The 18,882-nt window shown below is 56.7% G+C and carries 16 protein-coding genes; 8 read left to right on the forward strand and 8 right to left on the reverse strand.

The window, feature by feature from the left end; genetic code table 11:
- From MP439_06805 to MP439_06815, 3 genes are all read left to right on the forward strand, one after another.
- Positions 1-347 (forward strand): hypothetical protein (locus MP439_06805; protein MCI2975770.1); only part of this gene is annotated, 347 nt, incomplete at its 5' end.
- Between the two features lie 436 nt (positions 348-783).
- Complete coding sequence (locus MP439_06810) at positions 784-1,560, forward strand: hypothetical protein (protein ID MCI2975771.1); 777 nt, start codon at positions 784-786, stop codon at positions 1,558-1,560.
- Positions 1,561-1,758: 198 nt separating this feature from the next.
- The gene (locus MP439_06815; GenBank protein MCI2975772.1) at positions 1,759-2,265 is read left to right on the forward strand and encodes a signal peptidase I; all 507 of its coding nucleotides are present in this window, start codon (positions 1,759-1,761) and stop codon (positions 2,263-2,265) included.
- 1,105 nt (positions 2,266-3,370) lie between these two features.
- Here the strand turns inward: MP439_06815 and MP439_06820 are convergent.
- Both MP439_06820 and ftsH read right to left on the reverse strand, forming a co-directional pair.
- Positions 3,371-4,189 (reverse strand): ChbG/HpnK family deacetylase, encoded by an 819-nt coding sequence (locus tag MP439_06820; GenBank protein MCI2975773.1) that lies wholly within the window; start codon positions 4,187-4,189, stop codon positions 3,371-3,373.
- Positions 4,190-6,160: an ATP-dependent zinc metalloprotease FtsH gene (ftsH, locus tag MP439_06825; protein ID MCI2975774.1), complete on the reverse strand. Its 1,971-nt coding sequence runs from the start codon at positions 6,158-6,160 to the stop codon at positions 4,190-4,192.
- A gap of 146 nt (positions 6,161-6,306) precedes the next feature.
- On the opposite strand from ftsH, the gene MP439_06830 reads away from it, so the two are divergent.
- Positions 6,307-7,044: a CPBP family intramembrane metalloprotease gene (locus tag MP439_06830; GenBank protein MCI2975775.1), complete on the forward strand. Its 738-nt coding sequence runs from the start codon at positions 6,307-6,309 to the stop codon at positions 7,042-7,044.
- Positions 7,045-7,216: 172 nt separating this feature from the next.
- Here MP439_06830 and MP439_06835 read toward each other — a convergent pair whose 3' ends face one another.
- Positions 7,217-7,906, reverse strand: coding sequence for a class I SAM-dependent methyltransferase (locus MP439_06835; protein MCI2975776.1), 690 nt, complete (start codon positions 7,904-7,906; stop codon positions 7,217-7,219).
- Between the two features lie 24 nt (positions 7,907-7,930).
- On the opposite strand from MP439_06835, the gene MP439_06840 reads away from it, so the two are divergent.
- Positions 7,931-8,413, forward strand: a complete 483-nt coding sequence (locus MP439_06840; GenBank protein MCI2975777.1) for a hypothetical protein — start codon at positions 7,931-7,933, stop codon at positions 8,411-8,413.
- A 6-nt stretch (positions 8,414-8,419) separates the two neighbouring features.
- Positions 8,420-8,926 (forward strand): MaoC family dehydratase, encoded by a 507-nt coding sequence (locus MP439_06845; protein MCI2975778.1) that lies wholly within the window; start codon positions 8,420-8,422, stop codon positions 8,924-8,926.
- 504 nt (positions 8,927-9,430) lie between these two features.
- Here the strand turns inward: MP439_06845 and MP439_06850 are convergent.
- Both MP439_06850 and MP439_06855 read right to left on the reverse strand, forming a co-directional pair.
- Entirely contained in the window at positions 9,431-10,033 is a 603-nt protein-coding gene (locus MP439_06850) for a dTDP-4-dehydrorhamnose 3,5-epimerase (protein MCI2975779.1), read from the reverse strand.
- Positions 10,034-10,082: 49 nt separating this feature from the next.
- Positions 10,083-11,174 carry a PilT/PilU family type 4a pilus ATPase gene (locus MP439_06855; protein MCI2975780.1) on the reverse strand — a complete coding sequence of 364 codons (1,092 nt, stop codon included), beginning with the start codon at positions 11,172-11,174 and terminating at the stop codon, positions 10,083-10,085.
- A gap of 123 nt (positions 11,175-11,297) precedes the next feature.
- Here MP439_06855 and MP439_06860 point away from each other — a divergent pair, with 123 nt between their 5' ends.
- On the forward strand, positions 11,298-12,518 hold the full coding sequence (locus MP439_06860) for a DUF4115 domain-containing protein (protein ID MCI2975781.1): 1,221 nt from the start codon (positions 11,298-11,300) through the stop codon (positions 12,516-12,518).
- 154 nt (positions 12,519-12,672) lie between these two features.
- Here the strand turns inward: MP439_06860 and MP439_06865 are convergent, their stop codons facing one another.
- Entirely contained in the window at positions 12,673-14,751 is a 2,079-nt protein-coding gene (locus MP439_06865) for a prolyl oligopeptidase family serine peptidase (GenBank protein MCI2975782.1), read from the reverse strand.
- A 113-nt stretch (positions 14,752-14,864) separates the two neighbouring features.
- On the opposite strand from MP439_06865, the gene sufB reads away from it, so the two are divergent.
- Positions 14,865-16,265 carry a Fe-S cluster assembly protein SufB gene (gene sufB / locus MP439_06870; protein MCI2975783.1) on the forward strand — a complete coding sequence of 467 codons (1,401 nt, stop codon included), beginning with the start codon at positions 14,865-14,867 and terminating at the stop codon, positions 16,263-16,265.
- Positions 16,266-16,868: 603 nt separating this feature from the next.
- Here sufB and MP439_06875 read toward each other — a convergent pair.
- Together MP439_06875 and MP439_06880 are read right to left on the reverse strand one after the other, a co-directional pair.
- On the reverse strand, positions 16,869-17,039 hold the full coding sequence (locus MP439_06875; protein MCI2975784.1) for a hypothetical protein: 171 nt from the start codon (positions 17,037-17,039) through the stop codon (positions 16,869-16,871).
- 205 nt (positions 17,040-17,244) lie between these two features.
- Entirely contained in the window at positions 17,245-18,879 is a 1,635-nt protein-coding gene (locus MP439_06880) for a HAMP domain-containing histidine kinase (GenBank protein MCI2975785.1), read from the reverse strand.
- Between the last annotated feature and the right edge of the window lie 3 nt (positions 18,880-18,882).

Below are 18,882 nucleotides of genomic sequence, written 5' to 3' on the forward strand. Positions count from 1 at the left end.
TGCTCGCCCTCTATGTCACCTGGCACCTAAGGCAGGTTCTCACACCACTCATGTTCATAGACGAGGAGATTCCAGAGCGCCAAGATCCGGTTGCCCCCGCGCTTCGCTCCGATGCCGCTAAGACCAAAGATGCGACCAAACGCGGAGCTGGTGGCGAACCGATTCACAGCTTTGGCACCCTGCTTGCCCATCTTGGAACCCTGACGAGAAACACGGTTGAATTTGGTCAAGGCGTCCAGATAGAACAGCTCTCGGTGCCAACTCCCTTACAGCGTCGAGTCTTTGAACTCATTGGATCACCGATTCCAATCACCATTGGAGGTAAGTCGACAGAACCAAAGCATTGATCCACGACAACGTACCTGATAGACGGTGCTATCGGTCGGGGGGTTAGGCTTAAGTTCGGTTTAGCGGTTGTGGATGGTGGCTTAGGTCAGGTGACAAGCGGCGTTAGGTGGCTGTATAAACCTAGTGTGTTGAAGAGACCGCGTACAAAGAGCGGAGAACAAAACTTATTGGGCGCACAAAGCATGTCTGATTACCGCTGAGAGGGTGACCTGTTGTGGTCTCGACGAGTCCAGCGTCTCGATAAGGCGAAGTTTTCCGAAAAAGTCTGACTTGTGAGTTGCGTCGTGTGATCGGAGATGTTATGGTAATGACAGTGAAGCGTTGAGTCACTCGGTCGAATGGTCGCCTTTCCGAGTGGTTAGCTAGTGGCGAAACCGGCACGTTGTTTGGGTAGAGAACCTTCGATGGGTTCTTATTGGAACAGGGAGGTCGGCGATGCCGTCACGGTTAACATTGGCTGCGGGCGTGCTTGGAGTAGCTTCGCTAGCATTCGTAGGTGTTGGTGGATACGCAGCATTTACCAGCAACGTCAATTTGGATACGAGTGCCACAGCCGGTACTTTCTTGCTAAATGCAAAGGTGGGCACGACCGGGGAGGGATGTGCTTCTGGGAACACCCAGGCCAGCTGTCTATTCTTCGATGCCAATAACTACACAAGTAATAAAGGGGGTTTTAGCTCACTGAGTAATAATACGAATATTACGTCAGATGGCGACAATGCTTTACTTAAGTGGGATGTACCCAACATGGCTCCAGGTGATTACTACTTTGCGGATATCTATCTTCGAGACGTTGGCACCCTGCAGGGCAAGGTATCCGAGGTGACCTACACGCCGCCAACGGGTACGCCTTCTCAGTTGTTGCAAGACATGACCGTAACCGTTCAGGAGTTTACGGGAACAAAAACTGTAAGCAACAACAATGGTGGGTCGACATCTGTAAAAGTATGGACCAATCTTCCTAGGATCCATGGTAACAATATCGATGGATCGCAGGTTGGTGCTGGTAACTATCCTGCGAACGGGACGTATACGTTTAGTACGGCTGTGAATAATTCACAGGTGCCATTCCTCCAACCATTGGGTGTCGGTACAGATGAGCAAAGTGCGGAGTTCAGGGTGATATACACCCTGAACGATTCAGCTACAAATGTCGCTGAAGGCGAAAATGTTGCTCCAAGCCTCAGTTTTGTTGGTACCTCGATTCCGTAATTAAAGCGAGAACAACCAAGGTAATGAATCGGAGTCCAGCCTATTGCTGGACTCCGTGTATTCCTTCTATGGTATTGACAGAGGTGAATTATGCTTGTTACTGAGCAATCGGATGAGGCGAGTGGGGTACTACTGGCTCCTCGCGATAGTACTTCGCCACGATTAGTACCGAGGAGATCGCGCAGTAGGCTCGTATTGATGTTGCTGCGGCGCGCTGTGGCGCTTTTGGTGTGCCTGCTTGTTGTCGCCCTAGGGTTCTCGGTTCTGTCGGGTCGTTGGGAGCTGCTGCCGGTCCTCTCCGGTTCGATGAGTCCGGGGATGCCGACTGGAAGCATAGCGTTTGCTCAACGCGAGCCGATTAGTGACTTGAAATTGCACGATGTTGCGGTCTTTCATCCGCCGAATTCTACCCGTGTTATCTACTTGCATCGGGTGATCTCGCTGAAACGAGTCCATGGTGAGGTCGTGGTGCGCACGAAGGGCGATGCCAATCCTGTTCCTGACCCGTGGACGCTTCATATCACTAGTTCTACCGTTTACATCGTGCGCTACAGTGTTTCGCATGCTGGTTATGTTGTGCTTTGGGTCCATTCGAAGACGGGGCGCGAGGTCATCCTGACGGTGGCTGGCCTCCTAGCCTTTGCTCTGGTGGTTTCTGCTCTGCGTGATGGCGGGCGAAAGGTCAGTGCCGCGGCAGAGGAGTAGATGCCAATCGCTTGGCATGCTTGGGTCCAATGACGGTAGGTCAACACCATATGGGTGTCTTTTCGGGGGTGGACTTGATCCTTTGTCCGTGACTGCAGGTATTGAGCGCGTGGTTCATGCCGAGGGGTTTGTTGGGCTGGGTCGAGATGTCCATGCGATGCCGTGCGTGATATAGGGGGCCCTCAGCGGGTTCATGGTTACGGTTTTTGTCGATGATTACGTGTCTTTGCAGGTAATGTTGGATGAGGCATGTGGCGAGACGTTAGCTGCGTTAATTGGCCAAGGTCATCGGGATGGCCATTGACGATTGCATAGAGGAACCCCTCCAGTTCTCGTGCAAGAGCGTCAGCCGCGTTGAGTCGCCTCTGATATTGATGGCTGCAACTATTGGTTCGTAGACGGCGTGATGGGATTTGTTACGCGTAGTTCGTCCTCGTCCATGTGAGGGAGAACTCCTTCTATGGACTCTGGATCTGTATGGGTCAGCAAGAGGCACCTGTACGTCCGTCCGTGGCGCGGATTGGGGCGCGGATTGGTCAGTGCAGCGATGCATATTGGCAACCGCTATGGAGCTTAAGTGTGGTGCCTTTCCTTCTACTCTACCGCTTGGCTTCTTGACCGCGCTCTTTGAGGGCACGGGTTGTTGGGGAGTGTGTGCGTCATCCTGAGGAAGATCCGAAACCGATGATATGAAGGCAATACGGTTCGTGAGGAGGCGTAGTCGGCTCGGAGCGCTCATCACATTTTGTGGCCAAATCCTACATGGGGCCTTGTCCATCCATCACCTTTCTCGTCCTGCGCACAGTAGCTGGCGTTGGGTGACGGTCGCGTCGACTTGGGTAGTGATGATTGCGCCTGTATCGAATACTGAGGCACTGAAGTGTGCAATGGCGTTGGGGCCACAAGAGTGGACATAAGGCGATGAGACCTGAGACCGTACAGTTCGTGCAGTGAATCGGTGAAGCGGAGGTCAGATCATGCTCTTGAGGCCACCAGCGCCGCTATGGCCAAAAGCTGGGCGTGCGCACAACAGCGGCTGCGCGTTACTGTCCTGCCTGGAGAGGCAAATCGAGCAGGCGTTGAACTTTGTAATGACTGGTGGGTCCTATGTATTGGTCGGCAGTTTGTCGAGGAGATCGCGATAGGGTGACGCTTTGACGCCGAGGTCGGCCAACAAGGTGGCCAGTGATGCGCTTTGGGCCGTTAGCTGCCCACCATCGATGATCTGGATGCCCTCGGTGCCATAAGCGCGAAGTTCTGGACTATCGATGGCAAAGGTGGCGGCCAGCTCTATCACCTCGTCGTTGCTGATTGGTGCAGGGTCACGGCTGGTGAGCGTATCCTTAAGCACCGCTGCCAACGGTTGGGAACCGGGTCGCAAAATGCGCGAAGGTGTCGTGATACCACGTTGGCACGCGAGTCCATAGGCGTCATAACCGAGTAGCGTTTCGTTGAGCCGGTGCGTGATACTGAGCGCCAAATGGAACTCTTGCGCCAATTGCAGCACCGCATCAGCCAAGTCTGCCCGCGGCCAGACGGCATCGGAGAGGACCGAGAGATGGGAAATGCCGACGCCCCAGAGGATGGCGCGCTCGAGCTGCGCCCGAAGTTCTGCATACGTTTCGTTGGCATCGGCATGCTCCAAAAGGTCATCCACGGTGGTTGGGAAGGTGCCATCACCACCCATGAGCGTGGGTGCGTAGGTGAGTGGCCGATAGCCAAGCACCGGGTTTGGTGAGGTCAGCACGGCTTCAACGCCGAGATCCTCTCCTTCGTACCGTCTTGCAACCTCTTTGGCCCATGCTCCTACCACGACGATTCGACCCGAGCTCGCAAGGCCACCACGGATCGCCGCGAGCCCTCCCGAGGTCATCGCCTCGGTGACGCCAAGGGAGTCCGCTACGACGATGAGCGCTCTAGTCACCTAATCGTTTGGGGTAACCGTCGAGTGGTTGGCGCTCCCCGCGACAGGGAGGCCAGCAGTTGGGCGAAAGTCTTCAAGCTTTGCGATGGACGCGTTCTTCTTGCCCTCCGGGTGAACCGGTTTGCCAAAGGCCTTGTCAACCAACTCGGCGACGTCAGCACCGGAGATCGTTTCGCGTTCGAGCAGAGCATTGGCGACGTTGACGAGGCCCGGGAGGTGTGTCTTTAGGATCTCTGAGGCACGCTCTTCTTGCTCGCGCAGAATCCGTTCGACCTCTTCGTCAACGAGACGGGCAGTTCGATCCGAATAGTCGGAGGAGTGCATGAGGTCTTCACCGAGGAAGACCACGTTCTGTGATCCCCAAGCCATCGGGCCGATGCGCTCGCTCATACCCCATTCGCGTACCATTCTTCGGGCAAGCTCCGTGTTCCCCTGCAGGTCGTTACTTGCCCCCGTCGAAAGATCGCCATAAACGAGCAGCTCAGCCACGCGACCGCCCATCCGCACGACCAGTGAGTCTTCGATGTACTCCTTGGGGTAAAGATGGCGCTCCTCGAGTGGGAGCTGTTGGGTGACACCGAGAGCCATGCCGGTGGGCAGGATGGTGACCTTGTGGACGGGATCCGAGTACTGAAGTACGTAGGCGAGTACAGCATGGCCGCCCTCATGGAACGCGACGCGCTCCTTCTCCTCGTCCGAAAGGATGGTCGACTCGCGTCGTTGTCCCATCAAGACACGATCGCGGGAGTACTCGAAGTCCTCCATGTCGATCTCCGACGAACTCCGGCGTACCGCGCTGAGCGCCGCCTCGTTGACGAGGTTTGCGAGATCGGCACCACTCATACCTGGTGTGCCTCGGGCGACGACACTCAGGTCGACATCGGAGGCAAGCTTCTTGGACCGAGTATGCACCTCGAGAATTGCGGTTCGCTCGTCGAGGTCGGGCAGTGGAACCACTACTTGGCGGTCGAAGCGTCCTGGTCTCAACAGTGCTGGATCGAGGATGTCGGGTCGGTTGGTGGCTGCCATGACGACGATGCCTTCGGCGGGATCGAAACCATCCATCTCTGAGAGCATTTGATTGAGCGTTTGTTCACGCTCGTCATGACCACCGCCGAGTCCGGTTCCGCGCTTGCGACCGATCGAGTCGATCTCATCGATGAAGATGATCGATGGCGCCTGCTTGCGGGCGGTCTGGAACAGATCTCGGACACGACTTGCCCCCACACCAACGAACATCTCCATGAAGTCGGATCCACTGACCGACATAAACGGTACACCGGCCTCTCCAGCCACCGCGCGAGCAAGCAAGGTCTTGCCGGTACCAGGAGGACCGACCAGCAGAATGCCCTTGGGAATTCTGGCTCCGAGATCGGTGAAGCGTGTCGGGTCACTCAAGAACTCGACGATCTCCTTGACCTCACTCTTAACCCCTTGATAACCAGCGATATCATCGAAGGTGGTCCGTGGTCGCTCCGGTGAGTAGACGCGGGCTTTGGATCGGCCGATCGACATGATTCCAGACATGGAGCCTTGCGAACGTCGACTGATAAAGATCCAGACGAGGGCGAATCCACCAATGAGGATCACGTACTCAAGAATGGTTCCAAGAATGCTCGGTGTCGAGGTTTGGAAGTTGTACGTTACCCCCGCCTTCTTCAGGGCGTCGACTTCGCTTTGGAAAGCGGGGTCGGGTCCATACAGGCTATATTGCTTGCCATTGCTCAACGTTCCAGTGATCTGGCCTGAGGAGTTGTCTATCAGCGCGCTTTTGATATGGTGTGCGCTTACGTCGGACAAGAACTGGCTGTACGTCAGCGTCTTTGCCGTCGGACCGCGGTCGAGGAACGAGACCAGCAGGACGACGACGACGAGGCCAATCAACAGGCCAAGGGTAATTCGCCCGCGGTTGTCTTTGCCTTGGAGCTGACCGTTGTTACCGGGTCGCATGTTTTGAGGAGTGCGGCTCATTGCTACTATGCTAGGCGGTTTGATGCCAATTAAGAAACAGGCACGCCTTAGTAACCGGTTGCGAGTGACCGGCGATTCCTTAGGTTGTGGTCGATTGGATAGCCTCAGAAAGGATGTTCAGACAATTAGCGTGGAGGGAGCGACGCATGGAGGCGACTAAAGGCCGGCCGGCACCGCTTTGGTATCCACCGGTCGTGCTGGGCTTCGCTCTGATCTCGAGCACAATTTTTCTGTCGGTTGGTATCTCGGTTTCCCATTTTTCGGGGCCGACAACGCTGGCACGGTTGACACCCTTTCTCCTTGTCATGGATGAGATTGGGCTGTGGATCTTCTTCGTGGGAGGCGCGGTGGCTGCCGCCCGGATGTACTGGCGACGTCCGTTCTTTGACCTCATTGGCTGGCACTTTCGCCCACTGATCGACATACCGGTTGGGCTGGTCGCAGGGGTAGTGAGTCAACTGGTGATTGTTCCTCTGCTCTATCTCCCGTACGAAGCTTTTGATCCGTCGGTGTCCAAATCACTCTCAAAGCCAGCTCAGTCCCTCGTCGGTATCGGGCATGGGGGAGGGCTATGGGTGGTGGCCTTTGTCTTGGTTGTTGGTGCGCCAGTTTGTGAGGAGATCTTCTTCCGTGGCCTCACGCTGACGGCACTGGGCGATCGACTCGCAGGCAGGGTTCCCTGGGTGCGGGCAACGCTCGCGATTCTCGGCAGTGCACTGCTCTTTGCGATAGCCCATTTCGAACCGCTGCAATTCTTAGGACTCTTGGCGGTCGGTTGCATCTTGGCCGGCCTGATGTGGTGGACCAAGCGTCTTGGTACCTCGATCGTCGCGCATGCCAGCTTCAACCTTGTGGCGTTGATTGCGCTTGTCCATGTTCATTGATTACCCCAGTCGATCAACGATGGTTGAGCCCAGTCGATCAACGATGGTTGAGCAGAGCCTGACGATCAGCGGGGTTGTCTGATGAACAATCACCAACAGGGCCGTGCGCTCACGGCGGTGGCAGAGACGTCGCGTGAGTACCTTGACGGCCGAGATGAGATTTGTTCACGTGTTACCCGTCGAGCGGACGGCGGCCCCACGCCGTGACGAGCGTCGGCAGCGCGACGAAGTCCCTTGGATCAGGATCGTTGCCGGTCATGGCGCCAAGATAGCGTCCCACCAACGACTCCCCTACGCCGACGGGTGTTGTGGCAAAAAGTTCGATGCCGCTGAAATCAGTTACCTCCAAGAGTCCGGCGAGCTCTATGCCGATGTCGGGATTAACGATCTCAGCGCTGTCGACCCTGAGAGGTTGGTGGTTGACGCGGCCCGTGGAGGTGATCGGCTCGAGCAGGACGAGATGCCCACCTGGCCTGAGCCAGGAGCGCATCTGTCGAATCGCTTCGAGCGGGGTTACCAGGTCGATGAGCAAAAAGCGACTCACGATTACATCGACGAGGCGTGGCAGTCTGAGATCATTGACGTCTTGGACCACTTCGATCACCGAAGCGTCGGCCCGGTTGCGCCAATTGTGGACAAGCACGTCGGGATCCTGATCGACGGCGTAGACGGTCACTTGGGGACCAAGTGATACCGCAAGTACATCGGTGATACCAGCGTCACCGCATCCAATGTCTGCGATGGAGTCGACTGCAAGGCTTTTGACGCGGGAGACGAGGTCGTGGGTCGCCGACGCATAGGGATCTCGCTGATTCGTGTGAACAAATGCGGAATTAGTTATAAGAGAGTGGCGATCGCCCACAATTCTACGCTAGCGTTATGGGTCGTGAATGCAACGTTAATTCTCTGCGATTCTGCGCAGGTCAGTGAAGGCAAGCTTTTTCTGCTTGGTGGTGGGTGGTCAGTCACCGGTCCGGGAATGTCGCCGATGGCAATCGCCATGAAGGTCGACGTTGGATGGGCAGAAGCGCCTGAGGCGCACCATTGGGAGCTGTTCTTGCAGGACAACGATGGCAATGCCATCACTGTCGAGACGCCGGAGGGGCCACAGCCAGTCGAGGTGCGTGGGGATTTCCAGATCGGGACCCCTCAGGGAGTTCCGCTCGGTAGCGATATTCCGGTCAACCTGGCCATCAATCTCGGTCCGTTGCCACTGCCTCCCGGTGGGCGGTATCGATGGGTACTCACGATCGATGGTGAGTCTCAGCCAGACTGGAATGCTCCCTTCTCAACCATGGCATTGCCGCAGGGGGAGAACGCTGAGACGTCTGAGCCGAGCGAGGCTCCCCGGCCTATCTCTGAGGACTAACGCTTCGTGACGACCATTGACCGGCCATTCGGGCGTGCATTGGAGGACTTTGTGGTCGGTGACGTGTACCGTCACTGGCCTGGCAAAACGATCACTGAGGCTGATGATCATTTGTTTTGTATGATCACGATGAACCATCATCCTCTCCACACCGACGCGTACTTTGCCGAGCAATCGACCGTGCACGGTCGAAACGTAGTGGTGGGCAACCTGGTTTATTCGGTGGTGCTCGGGATGAGTGTGCCGGATGTCTCTGGATCTGCGATTGCTAATCTCGAGGTCGAGTCGCTCGTGCATCGCAAGCCGACGTTTCATGGCGATACGATCTATGCGCAATCACGCGTATTGGCCGTGGAGCCTTCGAAGTCGAAGCCTGATCGTGGCATTGTCACCGTTGAGACCTTTGGTTACAACCAAGATGGCGATGAAGTGGTCTCATTTCGTCGCAAGGTAATGGTGTGGCGACGAGACGCTTTGCCGACACGACAGTTTCCGTATCCCAACGAGACCTGAGCGCTCGTTGATTGTGGTGGGCGACGCGCTCGTTTGATCGCACTTTGTTTGCGCCTTCGCCCTTGTTGGAACCGAATACCGGTGAGATTTTTCTCAAGGCTCTTGGTTGACGGTCGATACCAATACTCGAGGAGATGAGCCGTTGACACAGACCTCCCCCTCTTTGTTAGACGGCCTCTCCTCATGATCTTTTTGGAGCTTGAGGCAGTTGGCGCCTATCGCGGCGAGTTGTCATCATTGGTCTACCGATCGCGCGGTTTGACGATCAGAGGCTCGAAGGTTTATCAGCGTTTCGTTGCTCTCGTGCCTAACCCGCCCTTTGCTTGATTGCACGTTTGTTGTGCTGCTGCCTTCTCTCACCGGTTGGCCGCATGTCCTCTGATTGACGATCTGGGGCTACCAGTGGGCCTCCTATTGGCGTAGTTAGAGTAGTGGGGGTTGTGTGGTGGCACTCGATGGCTCCAATGCCGTAGGGTGTGTCGCTTGCCGGGTGCCTATCGAGCACTAGGTGCGGGGAGTGCCAAAGGGTAAGAGCTGCGGAGCGATCTCAGCGAGCTTCGGGTTGGTCTGATCTCGGGTGGAGACGACGGGCTCTGAAAGGCGCCAAACGTCCTTAAAGCGGGCGTCACTCCAGAGAATTCCGAGTTCGTCCGAGGGGTTGTAATAACCATCAACGAGGTAGGTCAACGTGATATCGGTCAGCGTTGCAAAACCATGCGCCACACCTGGTGGAATGAAGACACCGATCGGGTTGGCCTCACCCATCTCCACGTCCATCAACTGATCAAAGGTCGTCGACTCAGCGCGTAGATCATAGAGGACTACCTGAGCGGTGCCGTTCACGATGTACCAGTAGTCGGCCTGGTGGAGATGATAATGGAGCCCCACCAGGGAACCAGCTACCTTGTCTGAGCGCGATCCTTGCACCATCTCATGGCCTAGCGGGAACCACGAGCGCCGGTAGGTCTCCTGGAATCGACCACGTGCATCGGCATGGACCTCAGGGTGGATGATTACCACATCTTGCAATACGTTCTTGGTGCCATTGTCCGCCATGCTTGCTCCGCTGCTGTCAGGAAACTGTTGCGAAGTCAGACTAACGGTCATGCGATGCTGGCTCAGCCCTCATCGGCGATCATGTCATCGACGGGGTCGCCTATACGGCTAGTTGACCCAAGTCCTTGAGCATGAGGCCGAGGTCGTGGCTGTTCGAGGCGTTCGCGAGTGCGGTCTCGACGGTGATCTTGTTATCCGTGACCAACTGTGCGAGTGCTTGATCGAAGGTCATCATGCCGTAGAAGGCGCCTTCAGTGACGATCGTTTTGATGTCGGTGGCGTGTTCGGGTTCAAGGATTGCCTGCTTGACTCGTCCGTTGGTGACAAGGACCTCACAGGCGACGACGAGCGAAGATCCAGATGCGGCATCGACGAGGCGTTGCGAGACGACTCCAGCCAAGATGTCTGCGAGTGAAACCCTTGCTTGGTGCTGCTGGTAGGGGGGAAAGAAGTCGATGATCCTCGAGATCGTCTCGGCTACCCCTAGCGTGTGCAGCGTTGAGAGCACAAGGTGGCCGGTCTCTGCTGCCTGGATGGCCGCCTCAACGGTCTCGAGATCGCGCATCTCTCCCACGAGAATCACGTCTGGATCTTGGCGCAGTGAGGCACGAAGGGCCGAAGCGAAGGTTCGTGTGTCAAAGCCGATCTCGCGCTGGTTGACGAACGATCGCTGGTCGTGGTGAAGGTACTCGATCGGGTCTTCGAGCGTGATGATGTGTTTCGCTCGACTGGTGTTGATCGCATTGACCATTGCCGCCAGGGTTGATGACTTACCCGACCCCGTCGGGCCGGTAACGAGGATTAGCCCGCGTTCGATAGTTGCGAGCTTTGCGATCGATCCCGGCAGTCCGAGGTCGTCATAGCTTGGGGCCTCGGGCTTCACGGCCCGGAAGGCAAACCCAAGAGCCCGCCCGAACAGGAAGCAGTTCACTCGGTACCGACGTCCGTGGCCATCGATGTAGGCGAAGTCGGTTTCACCAGTCTTTTGAAATGAGGTTCGCGCAGACTCAGGTACGATAGCGTCCATGATGGCAGAAAGGTCCTGCTGCGAGGGGACGGGGAGATCGTCCATGGAGCCGAGCCGCCCACTCACGCGCACATGGGCAGGTGCGTTGGCCTTCAAGTGAAGATCGGAGCCCCCGAGTTCCCGTAGGGCGTCAAGATAGTTTTCAAGCAATACGTGGATCGCCATATCTGTTCTTCTTCGACCATCTTGACAGCCAGCTGAAGTGTGGCCAACGCGTGGCAGGTATCGCAAATTGGGCGCCGCCTATACTGGGAGTTGAAGAGCCGTCTCTCACCTTCGAGGTGTCCCATGTCAGTAATTATCATCTTTGTCGTCGCCTTTATCGGCTTGGCAATCGTAGCGAGGATCGGCCTGGCGAATTCGACCCGGGAGCGTCGTTCGATGTCCGGTCACCGTCATACCCTTGAGACTATCTCCAAAGTAGCCGATGCTTCTACCGCGGAGAAGGACATGCGAACCTTCAAAGTGGAACCGTTGCGTCCAGTCCGCCTCGATCTGTCAAAACTCGATGACTTGACCGACCCTGATCTCATTCGTATCACGACGCCACTTGCCAACGATGACCCGAACGAGGAGAGTGGGGCCAATCTGGTCCAAGATGATGGTAGCGAACCGTCGCATGACGTCGAGGGATTGAAGTTGGCGAAGGAGTCGAACGATTCAACGCCGACGGTGCAACACGATGAGCTTTCCAGCAACGACAAGACATCGCTCGAAGAGCCGTCGCCAACCGGATTAGTCTTCGGTGAAGACGACGTCATCGGACGAGTCGGCGACGATGATGCCACCGTTGAGCTCAGTTCGGCTGCCCTCGGAGCAACGCAGGTAATTCCCCAAATAGACGACGTCGCGGATCAGCAGTCTGGCGATGCAGAGCGCGGCCAGCATCGGGTGTACTCCACTGGTCGGCGCAGTCTTCCACTCTCGGCCATGGTCATCGGCGCTGGCGCGATCGCTGTCGTCTTAGGCGTTGGTTTTTTTGTGCTTGGCAGGAACTCTTCTTCCACATCACCCTCGGCGTCGCCAACGGTCGCGACCAAGAAGCAGACGAGTTCGGGATCAAAGACGACCAAATCTTCGGCTACGAACAAGTCGACGCCGACCAAAAAGGCGTCTACAACGACCAAAAAGGCAGCAAGCTCTGCATCTTCTGGTGGGGGTTCGACGACGTCGGGGAGTCAAGGGTCGTCAACTACGACGACACCAGCCAGTTACACACCGGTCAGCGCCAACGCAAACTATGCCACCTACGACATACCCGGTGGCCCAAAGACCGTCGTGGTGAGCGCGACTCAGCCGTGTTGGGTAGCTGATTCCAACACAGCGAACGGTCCTCTGTTGTGGGATGAGACGTTACCGGCAGGGGGATCGTACACGATCTCATCGACTTCATCATCACTGTGGATTAAGGTTGGCAACGCCCATGACTTCCAAATGCAAGTCAACGGCGTTCCAGTCACCTTCTCCTCGCCCCCGGGAGTGTTCGCCTTCAACCTCGTCAAGTCCTAACCGTTCCACGCATGATTATGGGTGTGTACTCCTAAGCGGTTCGTCCTCAATGAGAGAGCGCGACCTCTGATTGGGACTTGTGCCCTGGTGATGACCGGCTTCTTTTGGTGGGCTCTTTGCCGTGTGCTAGGTGGTTGCGATAAGCGCTCAGAAGTTAGGTCGCCTCGATCGTGGTGCAAGCTGCCAGCAAGAACGCCTGGACAAGGGCCTCGTTTTCGTAGACTTGGGTTCGTTTGGACGCTCCCATGTGGCCAGCGTCCTCCTCGACCTTGAGGGCGACGTTGGTCTCCGGCGATATGGAGCGCAATTTTGCAACATACTTCGTCGGCTCCCAATAGGGTACCCGGGAGTCGTTGAGTCCAGTTGTGACCAACAGATCAGGATAGCGAGTTGCTTGGAGATTGTCGTAGGGGCTATACGACGCCATCAGCTCCTCAATCATCGTTGATTCCAGCGGATTGCCCCACTCCTCCCACTCGGTAATGGTGAGCGGAAGATCGGGGTCCGAGATCGTGGTCAGGCAGTCAACGAAGGGAACTTCGAGGACGGCCGCGCGAAAGCGGTCAGGATCAAGATTGAGCGTGGCACCAACCATGAGACCGCCTGCGCTCGCGCCGCGTAGGCAGACAAGATCGCCATCAGCGACACCTCGAGAGGTAAGCCAATCGCAGGCGCTAAGGAGGTCATGAAACCCTTGAGGTTTGTGCTCGAGGCGTCCCTGGTCATGCCATTGACGGCCAAGCTCTCCGCCTCCACGGACGTGGGCGATGGCATAGACAAAACCGCGGTCAAGCAGGGAGGTTCGCATGGTCGAGAAGGTGGGGTCAATCGGTTCACCATAGGCACCATAACTGTAGACCAGCGTTGGTGCAGGCAGGGCCAGATCCTTGCGGTGTACCACGGTGACTGGCACCGAGACGCCATCACTAGCCGTCGTGTAGCCACGGTAGGTCACATAGTTGCCAGGGTCAACACCACCAAGCACCCGTTGTTGCCAGAGGGTGGAGCGTTCCAGCGTTGCTAGGTCGATTTCGATCAGCGTGGCTGGTAGTCCGAGCGAGGTCTCCTCAACGCGGATAGTGCTCGCCGATGGTTCCGGGTTGCCGAGCAGAATTGAGGTGATCGCTGGATCATCGGTTGAAAGTTCGATACCATCAGTGTTGTGGTCGCGGTCAAACGGTAGAAATGTGAGCTTGGTCCTGTCCTCGGAGCGCAGCTGTGTGACGAGGCCAAGGGTGGTGAGTTCGAAGCTCTCAAGTCGATCGGTCGGTGGCAGGTCGCAGAAGCGTTCCCATGGGCTCTCAGGACCTTGGGTTGAGTAGAGCCGGTATTCCTCACCTTCCCTGGCCGCCATGACGTAGAACGAGTCGTTGATGTGGTCAAGATGGTACTCGAGCCCTTGTTCGCGCGGACGAAAACATACTGGATCGCCAAGGTTGCCGGTTGCTGACATCAGCCAGTACTCGCTCGTGATCGCGCTCGAAGAAGTGATGACCAGAAGAGTTCGATCCTTGGTTCGACCGACATCGAGGTAGAACCGTTGATCGGATTCGTGCATGAGTACACGATCCTCACCGGGGTCGGTACCAAGGGTATGTACCAACACGGTGTCAGGGCGCATGGCATCGTCGGGACGGGTGTAGAGCAGCTGCTGGTGTTCGTTGGTGAAGACGAAGCCATATGAGGTGGACGGAATCTCGTCGGTAATGGTGATGACACCGGCGTCGAGACGTCCGATGCGCAGCACGTAGCGTTCTTCACCGGTAAAGTCCACGCCGTAGGCGATCGTGTGGTCGTCGTCGCCAATCGCGATGCCACTGATCGCGAGAAAGTCGTGGCCCTCGGCGATGACGTTTTCGTCAAGTACCGTCTCAATCTCGGTCTCGCCGATGCGGCGTCGGAGATGAATCGGGTAGTCGAGGTCCGGTTCGACTCGCGTGAAGTACTCGTAGCCACCACGGCGCGTGGGGTAACTCTCATCAGGTTCAGGAATGCGAGATCGGTACTCGCGCACGAGTTCATCACGCTTTGCACGCAGTGTTCCGGTGAGGCGATCCATGAAATCGCGCTCGTGCTGGAGATAGTCGCCGGTAACGGGGTTGGTGAGGTCGCGAAGCCCATAGAAGGGGTCAAGACGAGTAATCGTGGCGCCCTTGAGGGTCTGGTCGAGACCGCGAGGTGCGGGAGGGACGGGGAGGGCACGCGCGAACAGCTGCTGTGACAGATAAGGCATGTTGGTCAGTGTAGACCGGTCGATGCATTGTGGGGAGTTGTTACTATGGACATAGTGCAAATCGCGGATGTCAAGTGCGTCGGCGTGTATTGCAACACTGTGAAGGAGAAGCAATGGCCTCTGTGGAACTTGATCTTGGGCGTTACAAGCTTGGCTGGTCAGACGTCGAGGACTACGTGTTCAAACCGAAGAAGGGACTCTCCAAAGAGATCGTTGAAGAGATGTCTCGGATCAAGGGTGAGCCCGAATGGATGCGTCAGTTCAGGCTGAAGGCCCTCGAGCACTTCATGCGTCGCCCAATGGCTCCATGGTTTGCGGTAAATATGCCGGACCTGGATTTCGATGACATCTATTATTACGTCAAGCCGACCGATCACCAGGTTGACAACTGGGATCAGCTTCCTCAGAACATGAAGGACACCTGGGACAAGCTGGGGATTCCGGAGGCGGAACGCAAGTACCTGGGCGGAGTAACCGCACAATATGAGTCCGAGGTTGTCTATCATCGCAACCGCGATGATCTCGCCAAGCAGGGTGTTCTCTTTACCGACATGGACACCGCGTTGCGTGACTACCCCGAAATTGTCAAGAAGTATTTCGGTACCGTGATACCTCCCAACGACAACAAGTTCGCGGCGCTGAACTCGGCTGTGTGGTCCGGAGGATCGTTTATCTACGTGCCCAAGGGTGTCAAGCTCGAGATGCCGTTGCAGGCGTATTTCCGCATCAACTCCGAGAACATGGGTCAGTTCGAGCGCACGTTGATCATCGCGGATGAGGGTTCGCAAGTGCACTATATCGAGGGATGCTCGGCGCCAGTGTATTCGACAGACTCGCTGCACTCGGCGGTGGTTGAACTCATCGCGTTGCCGGGATCGCGTATCACCTACACGACTATTCAGAACTGGTCATCGAACGTCTACAACCTCGTGACGAAACGAGCGCGTGCCGAGGCCGAAGCTCGCGTGGAGTGGATCGACGGCAACATCGGCTCGAGATTGACGATGAAGTATCCGTCGGTCTATCTGATGGGCCCGAAGGCATCGGGCGAGGTGCTTTCAGTCGCCTATGCTGGCGCTGGTCAGCATCAAGATGCTGGTGCGAAGATGATTCACGCTGCGCCCGAGACCACGTCCACGATCGTATCGAAGTCCATCTCCAAAGACGGAGGTATCACGACCTACCGTGGTCTGGTGCATATGGACGAAGGGGCGAAGAACTCGCGGTCGTTTGTCCGCTGCGATGCCCTGTTGCTCGACGACCACTCCATCTCCGAGACCAAGCCATACATGGAGATCGGTGAACGCAATGCCTGGGTTGGTCATGAAGCCACGGTTTCTAAGGTGGGTGAAGATCAACTGTTTTATCTGATGAGTCGTGGCCTGTCGGAGGCTCAGGCGATGAGTCTCATCGTCAATGGATTTATCGAGCCGGTTACGAGAACCCTGCCGATGGAGTACGCGGTTGAGTGGTCACGGCTTATCGAACTCCAGATGGACGGTTCGATTGGGTAAATCGATCCGCTACGTCCCTGCTAGACGCCGACCGAGAGGTAGGCGAAGCCAAGGTCGGTCGACTCGCTGTTGGTGATGCATGGGTCTGTGTGCGTCGCCAATGGAGGGTGGTCTCAAAAAGCGATGCGGGTCCCAAAGGACTATGCCTTGTAGCCAGGTGGGTAGTTATTCGTCTTGAGCTGTGCGGATGTTGTCGTTACGGGGCTTGTCCATACTCGTTCCCTGTTGGGCTTTGAGCGTGACTGGTAGGCTTTGGTGTCGATATGGCTTAGCCTCATGTGTAGTGCGTGTCCTGCACCATCGAAACGTTGTTGGGGTACGCAGGAGGACTCGTCATCCACGGGTATTCGCTACGAGCTGATTGATCCTGGCTACCCGGCATCCACCACCCCATACCAATAACAAACAGCTCTGGCCATCAATGCTCAGGCTGGAGTCGTTGTGACAACTGTTGTGGGGTCGAAGAGTCAACGCTGTGTCGAGCGTGGAGCGCAACAACTGAGCGATTCACCTTCTAAGGGCAAAACCATAGACAAGAGCAACCGAGAGTGGTCAGAGTCGATGGGGGCGATATGTTCTAGACAGCGAAAATTGATGAGAGGATCAGCGGGTCTGATCCTTGGTGGCATACTTGTAGCCAAGCCAACCGCCGGCGGCAGCACCGACCACGAGACCGATTGGTCCGGCCACCAAGGTCCCAATGACCGCCACAACGGCTCCCGCACCAACCGTTTTGCCAACCATGGCTGATCCACGATTCGAATAGCTGCTCACAACGCCACCTTTCACTGCTGACTGCACCTGTCATGCTACTCGCTAGCTGGTGCTTCGATCACATTTCGAATTTCAGCAGATTCCTCGCTCCACACTCTCTGATGCGAATCCAATCATCATTGGTGGGTTGAGGGCTTGGAAAGATTGCTGGCCAAGATCGGGTCACCTTGGCGCTGTGATCCGATTGTGTGATCTGATGCGATATTCAGTCTGATTTGGTTCGATCTCGTCTCGATCCAATTCGCCAGGGTGTACTGTTGCGCGCCGTTGTCTCGACTGGGGAGGTGGTGCCGTGTTGAGCGATGGCCTCGTCCCCAGTGTCCATCTCCAACATCGGGAGATCGACACCGAAGCAACTACCGCGCCCCAGGCCTGGACTCGCCACCCAAGCGGTTCCTCCATGGGCATGGGTGATGGCTGCCACCAGCGAAAGCCCGAGTCCAGCGCCCCCGCGGGATCGTGAGCGTGATTCGTCAGATCGATAGAAGCGCTCGAAGACGCGGTCCAGTTGTGCGCCTTCGAGTCCCGGACCGGTATCGCACACGGTAAGCCGAACCTTCCGATCCCACTCGAGCAGTGCGATCGTCTCGTCGGTGTTGCCAAACAGGTCAGCGATCTCCTTCGCGGTACGCGCTCCTGTGGGCAGTGGCGCCTGTTTTGGAGTGATCTCGACGCGAACGACGACGGTTGCGCTCGGAGGCGTATGGGTGCGTACATTTGAGAGCAGGTTGGTGATCACTTGGGTGAGGCGATGCTCGTCGCCAAGTACGAGAGCTTCTGGCGGTATCACGAGGTCAATCTTGCGCTCTGGTTCTACAGCGGCGGCGTCCATCACCGCCGCTTTGGCTAGCTTCGCCAGATCGACTGGTGCCAGCGACAGTGGTCGATTTTCGTCCATGCGGGCCAGAAGCAGGAGGTCCTCGATGAGGGCGGCCATACGGCTAGCTTCTGATTGGATGCGCTCCATGGCCAGTGGCGTATCCTTCACTTGATCCAATGCGCCATCAAGATAGAGCTCTGCATAGCCCTTGATGCTGGTCAACGGTGTCCGCAGCTCATGACTGACGTCAGCGATGAATTGGCGAAGCCGTGTTTGAGAGCCCTGAGAATTTGTGTAGGCGTCTTGCAGTCGTTCGAGCATGGTGTTTAACGTGTCGGCGAGGCTGGCAATCTCTTGTGGACCATCGTCGTCCACTCGTGCCATCGAATCGCCTGCAGTGATTCCTCGCGCTTGGGAGCGCATGCGCTCAAGTGGGCTTAGTCCGATCCGAATCGAGATTGCTCCAGCGAGCCCTAACGCTAAGAGCACACCCAAGGAGACAAAGAGCTCGGCAAGTTCCAGGCGACCCAAGGTGCTCGTAACCGAGCTCAATGGGATGGATAAGATCATCGTTGCATCAAGAGCCGGGTCGCGAGCTGCGAGCACTCGATAGGAATAGTCTGATTTCGGCAGTTCGATCGTGATGGGATGTCCCACAGGGACGTCGACGCGCTGATCACCCGGCTTGCCACTGGCAACCGCTGGGGGAGGTTCGGAAACGGAGTTTGAGAACTGACCGATGACGGATGTCCCGTTAGAGAAGATGAGTTCGCCGTAGCTACCCTGGGGCAGTGAGACGAGACCGGCGAAGGTCGAATCACCGTACACACTGGTGTGCAGCAGTTCCCTGGCGGCCAGTGGGATGTCGCTGGTGAGTTGGGAGTCGACGCGGGTTATGAGAAAAGAGCGGAGTGCTGTAACCGTCGTGAAGTCGATCGCCAAGGTGCCAACGACCAGTGTTGCGAGTGTGATGATTAGCAGCCGAGCTCGAAGGGAGAGTTTCGGTTTCGGTCTAGGCACAGT

Source organism: Ferrimicrobium sp. (assembly GCA_022690815.1).
GTDB lineage: Bacteria > Actinomycetota > Acidimicrobiia > Acidimicrobiales > Acidimicrobiaceae > Ferrimicrobium.